The sequence below is a fragment of the Sporosarcina luteola genome (genome assembly GCF_023715585.1).
Classification (GTDB): domain Bacteria; phylum Bacillota; class Bacilli; order Bacillales_A; family Planococcaceae; genus Sporosarcina; species Sporosarcina luteola_D.
Genome location: NZ_JAMBOK010000001.1, coordinates 1,100,491 through 1,115,306, shown reverse-complemented (window position 1 = coordinate 1,115,306; position 14,816 = coordinate 1,100,491). Strand labels below are relative to the sequence as shown.

13 protein-coding genes are annotated in these 14,816 nt (G+C 44.5%); 10 read left to right on the top strand and 3 right to left on the bottom strand.

Annotated elements, in window-relative coordinates; genetic code table 11:
- Positions 1 to 83: 83 nt before the first annotated feature.
- Together M3193_RS05685 and M3193_RS05680 are read left to right on the top strand one after the other, a co-directional pair.
- Positions 84 to 1,004, top strand: coding sequence for a class I SAM-dependent methyltransferase (locus M3193_RS05685; RefSeq protein WP_251625023.1), 921 nt, complete (start codon positions 84 to 86; stop codon positions 1,002 to 1,004).
- Positions 1,005 to 1,268: 264 nt separating this feature from the next.
- Entirely contained in the window at positions 1,269 to 1,913 is a 645-nt protein-coding gene (locus M3193_RS05680) for an HD domain-containing protein (RefSeq protein WP_251625021.1), read from the top strand.
- Positions 1,914 to 1,990: 77 nt separating this feature from the next.
- Here the strand turns inward: M3193_RS05680 and M3193_RS05675 are convergent, their stop codons facing one another.
- Positions 1,991 to 2,440 (bottom strand): universal stress protein, encoded by a 450-nt coding sequence (locus M3193_RS05675; protein ID WP_251625019.1) that lies wholly within the window; start codon positions 2,438 to 2,440, stop codon positions 1,991 to 1,993.
- Positions 2,441 to 2,777: 337 nt separating this feature from the next.
- On the opposite strand from M3193_RS05675, the gene ald reads away from it, so the two are divergent.
- Positions 2,778 to 3,893, top strand: coding sequence for an alanine dehydrogenase (gene ald / locus M3193_RS05670; RefSeq protein WP_251625017.1), 1,116 nt, complete (start codon positions 2,778 to 2,780; stop codon positions 3,891 to 3,893).
- A 291-nt stretch (positions 3,894 to 4,184) separates the two neighbouring features.
- Here the strand turns inward: ald and M3193_RS05665 are convergent, their stop codons facing one another.
- Positions 4,185 to 5,282 (bottom strand): M24 family metallopeptidase, encoded by a 1,098-nt coding sequence (locus M3193_RS05665; protein WP_251625015.1) that lies wholly within the window; start codon positions 5,280 to 5,282, stop codon positions 4,185 to 4,187.
- A gap of 112 nt (positions 5,283 to 5,394) precedes the next feature.
- Here M3193_RS05665 and M3193_RS05660 point away from each other — a divergent pair, with 112 nt between their 5' ends.
- Together M3193_RS05660 and M3193_RS05655 are read left to right on the top strand one after the other, a co-directional pair.
- Positions 5,395 to 6,075, top strand: a complete 681-nt coding sequence (locus M3193_RS05660; protein WP_251625012.1) for a metal-dependent hydrolase — start codon at positions 5,395 to 5,397, stop codon at positions 6,073 to 6,075.
- Positions 6,076 to 6,225: 150 nt separating this feature from the next.
- Positions 6,226 to 7,533, top strand: coding sequence for a DRTGG domain-containing protein (locus M3193_RS05655; RefSeq protein WP_251625010.1), 1,308 nt, complete (start codon positions 6,226 to 6,228; stop codon positions 7,531 to 7,533).
- 32 nt (positions 7,534 to 7,565) lie between these two features.
- Here the strand turns inward: M3193_RS05655 and M3193_RS05650 are convergent, their stop codons facing one another.
- Positions 7,566 to 7,886 carry a YtpI family protein gene (locus M3193_RS05650; RefSeq protein ID WP_251625008.1) on the bottom strand — a complete coding sequence of 107 codons (321 nt, stop codon included), beginning with the start codon at positions 7,884 to 7,886 and terminating at the stop codon, positions 7,566 to 7,568.
- Positions 7,887 to 7,976: 90 nt separating this feature from the next.
- On the opposite strand from M3193_RS05650, the gene M3193_RS05645 reads away from it, so the two are divergent.
- The 5 genes from M3193_RS05645 to accD all read left to right on the top strand — a co-directional run bounded on the left by M3193_RS05645 (position 7,977) and on the right by accD (position 14,815).
- Positions 7,977 to 8,918: a DHH family phosphoesterase gene (locus M3193_RS05645; RefSeq protein ID WP_251625005.1), complete on the top strand. Its 942-nt coding sequence runs from the start codon at positions 7,977 to 7,979 to the stop codon at positions 8,916 to 8,918.
- A gap of 19 nt (positions 8,919 to 8,937) precedes the next feature.
- Complete coding sequence (locus M3193_RS05640) at positions 8,938 to 12,003, top strand: DNA polymerase III subunit alpha (RefSeq protein WP_251625004.1); 3,066 nt, start codon at positions 8,938 to 8,940, stop codon at positions 12,001 to 12,003.
- 322 nt (positions 12,004 to 12,325) lie between these two features.
- On the top strand, positions 12,326 to 12,775 hold the full coding sequence (locus M3193_RS05635) for a hypothetical protein (protein WP_251625002.1): 450 nt from the start codon (positions 12,326 to 12,328) through the stop codon (positions 12,773 to 12,775).
- Between the two features lie 538 nt (positions 12,776 to 13,313).
- Complete coding sequence (locus M3193_RS05630) at positions 13,314 to 13,964, top strand: FadR/GntR family transcriptional regulator (protein WP_251625000.1); 651 nt, start codon at positions 13,314 to 13,316, stop codon at positions 13,962 to 13,964.
- Complete coding sequence (accD, locus tag M3193_RS05625; RefSeq protein WP_251624998.1) at positions 13,961 to 14,815, top strand: acetyl-CoA carboxylase, carboxyltransferase subunit beta; 855 nt, start codon at positions 13,961 to 13,963, stop codon at positions 14,813 to 14,815. Before M3193_RS05630 ends, accD begins: the two co-directional genes overlap by 4 nt.
- Position 14,816 lies beyond the last annotated feature (1 nt).

Genomic DNA, 14,816 nt, shown 5'->3' with positions numbered 1-14,816 from the left:
TTGGCCCACTCGGCAACGGGTGGGCCACATTACCGTTATAAATGGTTTTTAGCAAGAGATATTTTGGATTAGAGGGATACGATATGGTTACAAACACTGAACAGATCTTCACATTTTTAAATGAACACGCAGAATCAAACAAAGAAGACCTCTATTTAGAAGCAGTCATTGAGGCATGTCAGGAATGGCTGTCAGGGGAAAGAATGCCCCGATTGTCTCCTTCCGTGACAAAAGAGGAAATCCGAAGAGGGATCCAACTGGCTGTTTTAAAAGGAATGAAAGAGCAAGCGCAGCCGAATCATCAGATGACGCCAGATGCAATTGGCATGCTCATCGGGCATTTTGCAAACAAATTGATGCAGCAAAAGGAGCAAGTTGCCTTGCTTGATCCGGCGGCAGGAACAGGCAATCTGCTATTCACAGTCATGAATACAATTGGAGATAAAGCAACGGCGACGTCCGTGGAAATTGATGAACTTCTCGTCAGATTGTCTGCCGTCACTGCTGAGCTCCTCGAACAGCCTGTCCGCTTCTTTGTACAAGATGCATTGCGGCCTTTGCTCGTAGATCCTGTCGACTTGGTCGTATGTGATCTTCCGGTCGGTTATTATCCAGATGACGACAATGCCATCAGCTTTGAAATGATGCCTGCGGAAGGACATGCATTTGCCCATCATTTATTTATAGAACAATCGATGAATCACTTAAAGGAAGGTGGATACGCATTATTCCTAACACCGGCATCCCTTTTTGAATCTGATCAATCTGCAGAACTTCATCGCTATTTGAAGAAGAATGCTGTCATCAGGGCAGTCCTTCAATTACCGGATTCCTTATTCAGAAGCGCCGCACACGAGAAGAGTGTCTTCATCCTGCAGAAACCGTATGCTGAAATGAAAGCCAAACCGGATGTTCTTCTTTCGAAAGTGCCGAATATGTCGGATAAACTAGCGATGTCGCGGTTCCTTGAACAGATAGATGACTGGGTAAGTGAAGAATTATAAATTCTGTTACATCCCGCATGACTAAAGCGGGTCGTTTTAGTTAGCTTGTTTATTTACCCCTTCCGATCCTTTCGTGGATTGGGAGGGGTTTTTACATGCGTTCAATGAGCTGGATTCCTAAATTGATTGTGTGATGTTGCCGCATTCCTGCATACTTTAGTGAGAATAAGGGAAAGCATTTATCCAAGACATAATTATGATTGGACTGAAAGACAAGTTTCAATACGAATGTCCCAAAAAAATATAGAAGTGGTGATAAAAAGGATGGGTGTACATCAATATTTTAAAAGCTTATCTGATCTGGAACAGATAATTCGTTGTCCAGGAAAATTCAAATATCAGCATCATTCCGTTGCCAGTCATTCATTTAAGGTGACGAAAATAGCTCAATTTCTAGGAACAGTCGAAGAGGAATTCGGGCAGAAGGTGGATTGGAAAGTCCTATATGAAAAAGCATTGAACCATGATTACGCGGAACTCTTTACTGGGGATATAAAAACGCCTGTAAAGTATGCTTCGCAAGAGTTGAAGCAGCTATTCAGTGAAGTGGAGGAGGAGATGACTAGGAAGTTTGTCGAAAAGGAACTACCACAAGAGTTTCAAGCCATTTATTTGGAGCGATTTAAAGAAGGTAAAGATGAAACATTGGAAGGGCGCATTTTATCCGTAGCCGATAAGATCGATTTGCTCTATGAAGCATTCGGTGAAATTCAAAAGGCGAATCCCGAGCCATTGTTTTTAGAGATATACGAAGAAGCGTTGCGAACAATCCTGCTGTTTGATGACATGAATTGTGTGAAATACTTCCTGAAACATATACTTACCGACATGCTATCAGAACGATTTACTGAGCATGACGAGTTGACAGGCATTGCCATGCAAATCATCGGAGAACATGGAGGTGAGTAGACATACATAATACAGTGGACTACTTAAAATAAGACAAGAACCTGCCCGGCATAATGGGCAGGTTCTTAACTTGTTTGTCAAATTCCTTCCGGTGTACGGACGACTAGAACGTCGCAAGCCGCTGAACGGACAATATTTTCAGAAACGCTGCCGATAAGGAAACGTTCCACTTTGTTCAAACCGGTAGCACCGCAAATAATCAGATCCACACTAAGCTTCTTCGATAGATCGCGGGAAATCATCGTTTTCGGGGAACCGTATTCCACGACGATGTTTACCTTCTTTAACCCGGCTGCCTCTGCTTCTTGCTTGTATTCCATTAGCAGCTCTTCTGCAAATTTATGCGCCCGTTCCGAGATGGATCGATCGTATGCTTCAACAGCCGCATAGGAACGAGTATCAATGATGTTCACCAAGTTCAATGTTGCGTCATTGCGCGCTGCAATGCCCATTGCCTTCTTGAATGCCCAACTGGATTCCTTCGAACCATCCACAGCCACGATAATTTGCTCGTATTTTAAAACCATTCCAATCACTCCATCCAATATATTTATATTTACTTTTACTAACTTCGATATAGATTGAATAAACCCTCTTCTTTTGTTGGAAATTCAAAATGAAATCGCTGGAATTTGTCTAAAAAATGTCGGGGTTACCCTTACTATTCCCTCTACAAACTTCAAAAAACATAGGAGCTTAATTTGGAACTCTCAGAATAAAAATAGAATAGTATTATGTTGAAGAATTTGTTTATTATATTTATAGCGCAAATTCTTTTAACTTCTGATAGAATTGTTAGTACTTGGTCTTGTCGAATTGTCGATTTATGGCCAATTAACTTTCTTATATATAGGAGGATCAGAAATGCGTATTGGGATTCCAAAAGAAGTGAAGAATAATGAAAATCGGGTGGCGATGACACCTGCGGGCGCATTCAACTTGAAGTCAGCAGGCCATGAAGTACTCATTGAAACTGGTGCAGGACTAGGTTCCAGCTTTACAGATGAGGATTATATCGAAGCTGGTGCCACGATCGTAGCTACTGCGAAAGAGGCATGGGATGCAGATATGGTCATGAAAGTAAAAGAACCGCTTGCTTCCGAGTACGGCTATTTCCGTGAAGGGCTAATTCTCTTCACTTATTTGCATCTGGCTCCTGAACTGGAATTGACAAAAGCAATGCTAGACAACAAAGTTGTCGGCATCGCCTATGAAACTGTGCAAGTGAATAATACTCTACCGCTACTAGCCCCGATGAGTGAAGTTGCAGGGCGTATGGCAACTCAAATCGGTGCGCAATATCTTGAAAAGATCAACGGAGGAAAGGGAATTCTTCTATCAGGAGTCCCAGGTGTATCCCGTGGAAAAGTTACAGTAATCGGTGGTGGGCAGGCCGGAACGAACGCTGCGAAAATCGCAGTCGGCATGGGAGCGAAAGTTACTGTGCTCGATTTGTCTGTGGATCGTCTTCGCCAATTGGATGAACTGTTTGGCGACAGCATTCAGACACTTGTTTCCAACCCGTTCAATATCGCTGAATCAGTCAAGGATTCGGACCTCGTGATCGGCTGTGTATTGATTCCGGGTGCTAAAGCGCCGAAATTGGTTTCAGAAGAGATGGTCAAATCGATGAAACCGGGCTCAGTTCTTGTGGATATCGCGATCGACCAAGGCGGCATCTTTGAAACATCAGACCGCGTGACGACTCATGATGATCCAACTTATGAGAAGCATGGCATCGTCCACTATGCGGTTGCGAATATGCCGGGAGCTGTGCCGCGCACTTCGACAATGGCATTGACGAACGTTACAGTTCCATATGCATTGCAAATTGCGAACAAAGGCTATAAACAAGCTTGTTTGGATAATGCTGCATTGCAAAAAGGGGTCAACACATTGGAAGGCCACGTAACCTATAAAGCTGTTGCAGACGCACAAGGCTTGGAGTATGTTCCGGCAGAGGCACTGCTTAGCAAATAATAAAAAATGCTGTCCGATTAATTTCGGACAGCATTTTTTCGTCTAGACTCCGGGCGCTGGTAGGATGCATTAATTTCTGCAAAGATCGCAGAAATACGGCAAATCGAACCCTTCGCAGTTCGATTGGCTCGGGTCATAAGTCAAAGTTGCTCTGTGGCAAAAAGCGCCAAGCCGCATCTTTGCCTTATGCCTGAGGCCGGCAGGAAGCCGGTCATGCAGTCGTTGCCGCAGGACGCGGTGCACTTAGACTGCGAACCTCTGCTAGGCAGGCGCCCTTCGCTTTTGTACTATTCAAGGCTGGATAATCTTTAGTTCTTTCGGGAATTTCGTTAGCACTTCCACACCATCAGACGTAACGACTACATCATCTTCGATTCGCACTCCAGTGATTTCAGGATGATAAATCCCAGGTTCGACAGTGAACACCATTCCCTCTACGAGTTCCATTTCATTTGTCCCTGTAATCGAAGGGAATTCATGAACGGAAATGCCGAGCCCATGTCCGAGTCTGTGCGTGAAATAGTCACCATACCCGGCTTTCGCAATGACGTCCCTTGCGGCTTTATCCAACTCCATTGCTTTAACGCCCGGGCGGATCATGTCGATTGCTGTCTGTTCTGCCTCTTTGACAGTTTCATAAATTTCACGCTGTTTTTCGGAAGGTTCGCCAAATGCGACTGTTCTTGTTATATCTGAACAATAACCTTTGTATACGACACCAAGATCGAACAGGATGAAGTCACCTTTTTGAATCTTACGGTCCCCCGGTGTTCCGTGCGGGGAAGCGGTTTTCGGCCCGGATAATACCATTGTATCGAAGGACATCTTTTCTGCGCCCATTTTCTTCATTTCAAATTCAATTGCCATGAGAATCTCAAGCTCAGTTTTTCCTTCAGCGATTTCTTTACAGCCAATTTCAATTGCGTGATCTGCTAATGCTGCTGCCTTGCGCAGCTTTTCAAGCTCGTCCTCGCTTTTGACATTCCGCATTTTATTCAGCTGTTCGTCGAGACGTTGGAATGACGCTCCTTCGAAGAGCTGTTCCATTCGTTCTAGCCGTTCGACGGTTAAATGGGATTTTTCGATTGAAATTGTCTGAAGTGGAACTCCTCTTTTCGCGGCGGCGTTTGCGAGAACTTCCCAAGCATCTTCCGTATCCTGATGTCCGATGGCTTCAAATGGCCAACCGGACGCCTTCAAATCAGGCACTTCCATTAGAGGACAGATGACAAATGGTTCAGCATCCTTGAAGATCATCACACCTAATAGCCTTTCATGCGGTTCACTCCGGAATCCGGAAACATAAAAAACATTGTCCGGAGTTGTAATGAAAGCTGCATCCACATCATTTTCTAGCAAGTAACTTTTGATTTCATTAATTTTGTTCAACCTTATCCCTCCGATATCAACTTCCTCAACATACATATCATATCAAAAAAGAGGATTTTCCGGTAAGATAAAGAAGTATAGTGTATATGAACAGATTTGGAGGGATTTGAAAATGAAAATTTCTTATCACGGACATTCTGTCGTGAAACTTGAGACGGAAGGAAAGACCATACTGATTGATCCGTTCATTACTGGTAATGAACTGACGGATTTGGACGCTTCAGTTCAGAATCCCGATGTTATCCTGCTGACGCACGGACATAACGATCATGTCGGAGATACGTTTGACATAGCGAAACGATGCAATCCACTTATCGTTGCACCGAACGAACTGGCCGTCTATTTAGGTTGGCAAGGATTCTCCACGCATGGCATGAACATCGGAGGATCCCATACATTCGATTTCGGGACAGTGAAATATACGCAAGCGTTCCACAGCTCTTCCTACACGACTAATCAGAACGAAATCATCTATACAGGCATGCCCGCAGGGATTCTTTTCACCGCGGAAGGGAAGACGATTTACCATGCTGGGGATACCTCCCTTTTCGGCGATATGGCAATCATCGGAAGACAGAATTCCATCGACGTCGCTTTCTTACCAATCGGCGATAATTTTACGATGGGACCGGAAGATGCGGCGGCAGCAGTTGAATTGCTGAACCCGAAAGTGGTCGTTCCTATCCACTACGACACATTCCCACCAATTAGACAAGACCCGCAAACGTTCAAGGATCTCGTCGTTAACCATGAAGTGAACATTATGACAGCAGGAGATTCACTGGAATTATAAATACCGTCACCGATCCGGATTGCACATTGCCGGATCGGTTTTTCTTTACGCCTGTACGAAATCATTTATCGACCTGAGTCTTCCTGCAAATACTATTCTTTCCGATGTATGATAAAATGGGAACAGGTTAAAAGAGAAAAAGGTGAAATAATGTCGACAAAACATGAGCTGATATTACGCTATATCGAAGGATTGGCAGTCGGCGAGAAAATATCAGTCCGTCAAGTTGCCAAAGCCTTATCCGTCAGTGAAGGAACGGCATACCGGGCAATAAAAGAAGCTGAAAACCAGAAGCTTGTAAATACGATTGAGCGTGTTGGCACGATCCGAATTGAAAAGAAGAAAAAAGAGAATATCGAAAGGCTGACATTTGCCGAAGTTGTTAATATTGTAGACGGAGTCGTACTCGGAGGAAGAGACGGGCTACATAAGACTTTGACCAAATTCGTCATCGGGGCGATGCAGCTCGATGATATGAAGCGGTATATAGATGCAGGCAGCTTATTGATCGTCGGGAACAGGCTCAAGGCGCATGAACTTGCAGTCAGCGCAGGTGCCGCCGTCCTTGTCACTGGAGGCTTCGATGTTGCCGACGAAGCGAAGAAACTCGCGAATGAATTGAATTTACCGATCATTTCATCCAGTTATGACACATTCACAGTTGCGACGATGTTGAACCGAGCAATTTACGACCAATTGATAGAAAAGGAAATTCTACTTGTTGAGGATATCCTTACCCCTCTCGCTGAAACAATCACGTTTTCGCCGAAGGACAATGTAGCTCATTTCAATGGAGTGAACCAGAAAACGGCACACTCGGGATATCCTGTCATTGATCGAAATGGAAAATTGATTGGAATCGTAACTTCCCGTGATGCTGTTGGTAAGCTTGGGACCGACCCGATTGAGAAAGTGATGACACAAAACCCCATTACTGTGAATGGGAAAACGAGCGTAGCATCCGCGGGGCATAGCATGATTTGGGAGGGCATTGATTTAATGCCTGTCGTCAGCGATAGTGGAATCCTTGAAGGAATCATCAGCCGCCAAGATGTCCTGAAAGCATTTCAGATGACTCAAAGGCAACCGCAGCAAGGGGAAAAAATCGATGATATCGTCAAGGGCCAAATGAAAGCCGTAGCTGATCAGCCGCTGAATATCGAATTCACTGTCGTTCCACAAATGACAAACCAATTAGGGTCTCTGTCATACGGGGCACTGACGACGCTATTGACGGATGTCGGAAACCGAGCTATCAAAATGCGGAAAAGGGGAGAAAGTGTTCCCGAAAATATGACCATTTATTTCATTAAGCATGTTCAGCTCGGAAGTACTGTACTGGTTGAACCGAGAATCCTTCATATGAGCAGGCGATTCGTTAAAGTGGACTTCGATCTCTTCTCGGATTCGGAACTAATCGCCAAAGCGATGGTTATGTATCAGCTTTTCGATCGATGATTGAAATGAAAAAAACTGATGCGGCAGTCGCATCAGTTTTCATTCAACTTAGTCTCTTCATCAATAAATTGTTTATAATGCTTCGCAGCTTTCGTATTAAAGAAAATGATATAGGCGCCTAGTACGATGAAAAGACTGGAAACGAGATACGTTGCAACCCCTTCGAACAGTAGAAGCTGGTTTATTCCGAAAAAGAATAGTAATCCCCCTAAAAATGTACCGGCTTTGCTTGCGAAGTACTGTTTCCGGATGGGAAACACTTGACGTGTTCTAAATTGACGGGTCTTGAAATAAAAATAATAAACGCCTGATGCAATAATAAGAAATACAAGTAGAAAATTGAGTGTTTTCATAAAAGAGCCTCCATAAAATAACTTCTTTCATTGTAGCGGCTTCTTTCAGTAAATGCGAACAGAAATCATTAAAACCGGAGGAATGGCAAATTGAAACGACAAATCATCGACACAATTGAACAATACGACACAATCATCATCCATCGTCATGTACGGCCCGACCCAGATGCATACGGTTCGCAAGTCGGCTTGAAAGAATTGATATCAACCAATTATCCGGCAAAGAAAGTGTATGCTGCAGGGACACACGACGACATGCTAACGTATTTGGCTGGTCAGGATGAAGTAGGACCTGATGATTATAAAAACGCACTTGTCATCGTTACCGATACAGGCAATACAGAGCGGATCGATGCAGAGTTTTATAAGAATGCCGATCTTATACTGAAGATCGATCATCATCCGAATGTCGACCCATATGGAGATATGAGATGGGTGGATACTGATGCAAGCTCCACATCCGAAATGATTTATCTTCTATTTGAAGAAGGAGAAAAGCATTATGGATGGAAGATGTCGGAAGCTTGTGCCCGCTTGCTATTCGCCGGAATCGTCGGAGACACAGGCCGCTTCCTTTTCCCGAGTGCGACTGTGAGGACGTTCGAAATTGCTAGCGGTTTGATAAAATATGATTTTGATCGGACGAAGCTCTTTGCGGAAATGTATGAAGAAGACCGTAGATTACTGAATTTGAAAGGTTATATGTATCAACAATTCACGATTGATGACAATGGGGCTGCTTTCATTAAAATCGACAAATCGATTCTTGAAAAGTTCGGCGTAACAGCGAGTGAGACATCCCAGCTTGTCGGAGCCCTCGGGGATGTAAAAGGTATATGCGCATGGGTCATTTTTGTCGAAGAAGATGATCAGATCCGTGTCCGATTCCGTTCTAAAGGTCCGGTTATCAATCAACTTGCTGCTGAATATGACGGTGGGGGCCATCCGCTCGCTTCGGGGGCGTCTATTTATTCGTGGGATAAAGCGGATGAGGTCATTGCGAAATTGAAAGAATTATGTGCAGTGAAGTAACGGTTCGGAGGGATTTGCATTGGTACTTGTCTATCCACAAATTGTGACCGGCGCCGATCTGCTGCGCGGCATTATAAAACTTGATCATTTGGCCCCGCTTCTGCAAAGGAGAGGGGCTCGCTCTGTTGGGATTGTCAATTCGAAGATGTATGGCGTCCGTTCATTTTGCAAAGTGATGGAGAAATACGACATCCATCCTGTCATCGGATTATCGATCCTGTTGGAGTTGGATGACAGTCACGAGCTTCTGCTATATGCTTACGCGAAAGATGACAGAGGTTATAGCAACCTTCTTAAAATCAGCAGTGCGATTTCTACAAAGGAGCCTGAAACACTGCCTCTTAAATGGCTTCAAGCGTATAGCGAGGGGTGTGTCTTCATTTGTCCGATGACCGATAGTTCTTGGAATGATAGCCGTGGAGCCGATACGATCCTGAAGATCCGAAAAGCATGTAGGAATGTCTATGTCGGAATCTCCCGGCCAGGTGGAGTGAAGCACCACGCCGAAGAGGAAATTCAGCGTATTGCCGAGGAGACGGATACATTCATTACCGCCTTTCACGAATCAAGATATATTGACCAAGAGGATGCCTTCGCTTTTGAAGTAGCTGCGGCAATACGTTCAGGTTACAAGCTGAATGACCCATCGAGGCCGAAAAAGGAAATCTATGATGCTCACGTTCCGGACGAGCAAGAGTTGCAGCATTGGTTTTCCGATCATCCTGAATGGATTGAAGCGATGGCTGAAATCATGTTGTCCTGCAATGCGAAGTTGCCGCCTAGCCGTCCGTTGATGCCTGCCTTTCCGGTGCCTGATGGGCACACGGCAGCTTCATTGCTGAAAAAGAATTGCGAGGAAGGGTTGATCAGCCGGCTCGGAACCGTCAGCCCGACTTATTATGAACGGCTTGGTACAGAGCTTACAGTCATAGAAAACATGGGCTTCTCAGATTATTTTTTAATTGTTGAGGACTTCATGCGTTTTTCAAATGAGAACGGGATATTGACAGGCCCGGGTAGGGGTTCCTCAGCGGGTTCCCTCGTCGCCTATTCCCTGGGAATCACGGATGTCGATCCAATCAAATACGGGCTCATTTTCGAGAGATTCCTCAATCCGGGAAGAATTACAATGCCTGATATCGACATCGATTTTGCGGACAACCGGCGATCTGAAGTGATCGATTATGTCGCAAAGAAATATGGGAAGGCGCACGTTGCTCAAATCATTACTTTCGGCACACTCTCATCTAAATCTGTCGCAAGAAACGTTGCCCGGGTATTTGACTTTTCCAATGAGGAAATGTCATTCTTATCAAAACAGATCCAGGAGGGGCATAGTAGAAGGCTGGAAGAGTCTGTAAGCAAGTCTAAAGCCCTTCAAGACTGGATTGCGATGGATCCTGTCCGTGCAAAATGGTATCAAGCGGCTAAAACGCTGGAGGGCTTGCCGAGGAATGCTTCCACCCATGCAGCGGGGGTCATCCTGTCTCCGATGCCGTTAGTCGAAAATGTACCGCTCCAAAATGGCGGTGATGATATTTATCTGACTCAATGGGCAATGGGGGATGTGGAGGAAATCGGTTTATTGAAAATGGATTTCCTAGGGTTGCGCAATTTGACGCTGATGGATCGTATCCAATCGATGATTCAATACGACACGGGCAAGAACCTTCATTTCGAAGAGATTCCTCTGAATGACGCAAAGACTTTTGATCTGTTCAAGAATGGCGACATGACGGGAATTTTCCAATTCGAGTCGGACGGAATGAGAGATGCGTTACGGCTCATTAAACCTGATGAATTCAGCGACCTGTACGCAATCAATGCATTATACCGGCCAGGCCCCATGGAAAATATTCCTCTATACAGCAGAAGGAAGAATAATAAGGAAACTATCAATTATTTACACCCGCAACTAGAGCCGATCCTGCAGGAAACTGAAGGCATCATCGTATACCAGGAGCAGATCATGCAAATCGCTGTTCAGATTGCGGGCTTCACGATGGCGGAAGCGGATCTGTTACGAAGGGCAGTCAGCAAAAAGAAACGCGAAGTGCTGAGTCAGGAACGGGAACACTTTGTAAGAAGTGCTGTCCAACATAACTTCCCTGAAGGCTCCGCAAGTGAAATCTATGATTTGATCGTCAAATTTGCGGATTACGGGTTCCCGAAAAGCCATGCGGTTGCATACTCATTGATCTCCTATCAGTTGGCGTACGTAAAAGCGAATGCACCCGCTTATTTTTATGCTGCGCTGTTGTCGATGGCCACCGGAAACCAAGAGAAGACAATGGAGTACATCCATGAAATCAGGGGGAAAGGAATTGAGATCCTGCCTCCTTCCATTCAAAAAAGCAAATACTCCCACATCGTCGAGAAAGGTGCTATTCGTATCGGGTTGGGGTCAATCAAAGGCGTGACACCATCTTTTTACAATGTCATAAAAGACGCGCGTACGCCTGAAGGATGGAAGACGCTCTTCGATTTTTCTGCAGCAATCGGAGGAACTTATTTTACTGAAAAAACGATCATCCCTCTCATAAAAGCGGGAGCACTTGATGATTTCGAAGAAGACCGGTCCGTCCTGCTGGCATCGATTGAAGCTGCCCGCAATCATGCACAGTTCGTCAGTCCCGATGGAGATGATTTGCTCCACGAAATCATTTATTCAGTAGCTAAGCCGAAATACTCTCCAGGCGGGTCAATGCCGAGGTTTGCCATGCTCGAATATGAACGGGAAGTGCTCGGCTTTTATTTATCCGAACACCCGGCACTGGAAATGAAAAAGATCTTGGAGGAACAAGTGGTGGATTTAGTACTCATTCCCGATGCAAAAGAACGGACGATGCTAAAAGTCGCCGGAATGATTAGGGAAGTAAAACGGATTCGTACAAAAAAAGGCGAAGCGATGGCTTTCCTGACTCTCCAGGACGAAACAGGAGAACTATCCTGTACGATTTTTCCAAGACAATACGCCGCATGCAATATTCATATACAAGAGCTAGCTATGGTGCAAATCACAGGGACAATGGAAAAACGCAACGGCCAGGCACAACTGATCGTTCAACAGATTAACAGGGTTTAGAATTTCTCAAATTACCTTATAGTTGTTTCACTTAAACTGTTGATTTGCGCTTCAGGCGGACGCTTTCCGCGGGGCGGGCGGTGAGCCTCCTCGTCCGCTTCGCTACCTGCGGGGTCTCACCTGTCCCGCTTATCCCGCAGGAGTCGCCGCCTTACGCTCCAATCAACGGGAGCTCTTCATTTAGCATCAAGGTTTAATTGAAGGAAATAAGAGAGTAATTTGGTATGTATGTGAATAAATATTGTCACCTTAAGTAACGGTTTTATTATTAAATTAATCCGTGAAGGTGGTAATTGTCATAAAAAGATTAGTACTAATTTCAATGTTACTGGTACTTTTTTTCATTTCTGCCTGTTCTGAAATAGGGATAGAACATTTCTCTTCACAAGAGGAAGCTTTAATTTATTTGATTGACAAGGAAGAAATTAAAGGGAATATCGATTTAATAGTAACGATAAGAGGAGAAAGGTTATTAATAGTACAGTCGAGAGAGGATATATTTTTTGTTGGAGAATTAGTTGAGGACAAGGAAGGCTATTATGCAGAGAAAATATCAGATAGTGTTGTAATAGGTGTAGGTGCTAGTTGGGAATTAAATACAGCGAGTAAAAATAAATACACTATTTATTTTGAAAAAGACAAAAAGGATTTAAATTTTATACCATTTTCAAATGGAGAGTATGATATGTCACTTGTAGAAGGGCATTTGATTAGTAAAAACACAACTGACTTAATAAGTGCGATAAAAGAAGTTAAAGTAATTAAAGAATGAATTAACTTAAACTACTAAACGTTTTTGCATGCCATTTATCAAGCTTTTTTGAGGAAGCTTTAATGGATATTTGAGAATTGAATAGCCGAATGTTTATCCATAGCGTTATTCATTATATAGGAAACACCGTTGATTGGAGCGTAGAGCGGCGACTCCTGCGAAAGCCGTGACGAAGAACGGCTTTTGCGACCCTAAGGGAGCAGGATGTGGAGGCTGCCTTAATTTCTGCAAAGAACGCAGAAATACGGCCAATCGAACCCTACGTTGTTCGATTGGCTGAAGCCGTGCCCGCGGAAAGCGTCCGCTCGCAGCGCAAATCAACATTGTAGCTTTATCTCTATTTTAAAAGTAAAGAGACTGTAGGCAAACACCCAAAATGGTGTTTGTCTAAGTCTGAAGAGACATGTTGAATCATGTCTCTTTTTGTCCTTTCATCAGGAATTCCTAGATTTCTCTTTACGATGCCATGACTTTTCTGTATGCTAGTAAAAGAAGTGGTCAGACCACTCGGATTATGAATTCCAAGAGGGGCGGCCGAATGCAAAATACAAAACCATCATCTAAAATGTTCCTGGACATCGTTGACGAACTCAGACTGATGATCAAGGCAGAGGGCATCAAGTCAGGTGACAAAATACCATCTGAACGTGTCTTGGCGGAACGTCTGCAAGTCGGAAGGTCGACAGTCCGTGAAGCACTAAGAAGCCTCGAGCTGCTTGGTCTGATTGAAACTCGGCGCGGTGAAGGGACTTTCCTTGCAGATTTTAAAAAGCATCAGCTCGTCGAAGTGCTTTCGACGTTTGTCATGCAACAGCCGAAAGCGGCAATGGATGTAACAGATACACGCATCATCCATGAAAAAGCGGCAATCCGGACGATTTGCGAGGAAGCGCAGAAACGCAACTTGCCTGTCTGGGAAGGGCTGATCATGAAGCTCGATGAGGACGGCGAGGTTTTCCGTGAGGATATCATTCGGGAAATGATTGTCGCGACTGACAACCGATTATCATTGAAAATTTGGTTTATACTGAAACGATATAGCAAAGTTCCGTACGAGCAGATGACAGCAGGGAAAGAAAACGACCTTGTAAGATCTTTGCTCAAGCATTTAATTGAAGGAGACGTCATAAAAGCGATAAGTGCATATGACGAGTGGATTGAACATATCGAGGGGGAAAACGAAGAATGATCCGTGAATTTTTTACAAAAAAGAAGCAGGCGATAACGATACCTTCGGCTGATGCGAAAAACGATGTACCGGAAGGTATTATGACGAAATGTCCCGATTGCAAGCAGATCATCTTAACGAAGGATTTAATAAAAACAGCAAAAGTATGTCCGAAATGCGATCATCATTTTAAGATGACGGCTTGGGAGCGTGTCGAATGTCTTTTTGATGAAAACACATTCAAATCGATGGATGACCATTTAAAATCGGAAAACCCATTGAAATTCCCGTCCTACACCGAAAAGATTGCATCGGATTCGGAAAAAACCGGATTGAACGAAGCTGTTCTTACTGGAATTGGAAAAATCGGCGGAAATGAAGTAGCAGTGGCGATAATGGACTCACATTTCCGGATGGGCTCAATGGGATCGGTCGTCGGCGAAAAAATTACACGGGCTATTGAAGCCGCTACTGATAAAGGTATTCCCGTCATCATCTTCTCCGCAAGCGGTGGAGCACGTATGCAGGAAGGTGTCTTGTCCTTAATGCAGATGGCGAAAACGAGTGTTGCATTGCAGCGCCATGCTGACAAAGGGCTGCTGTACATCTCCGTTATGACCTATCCGACAACTGGAGGCGTATCCGCAAGCTTCGCGTCCGTTGGCGATATCAATCTAGCTGAACCTAAGGCACTGATCGGGTTTGCAGGTAGACGGGTGATCGAGCAGACGGTAAGGGAAAAGCTGCCTGACAATTTCCAGACAGCCGAATTCCTTTTGGAACATGGACAACTCGATGCAGTCATCGATCGCCGTAATTTGACGGAGACCCTTGCTAAACTGGTCGGGCTGCACGTAAGGGAGGCAAATTAAC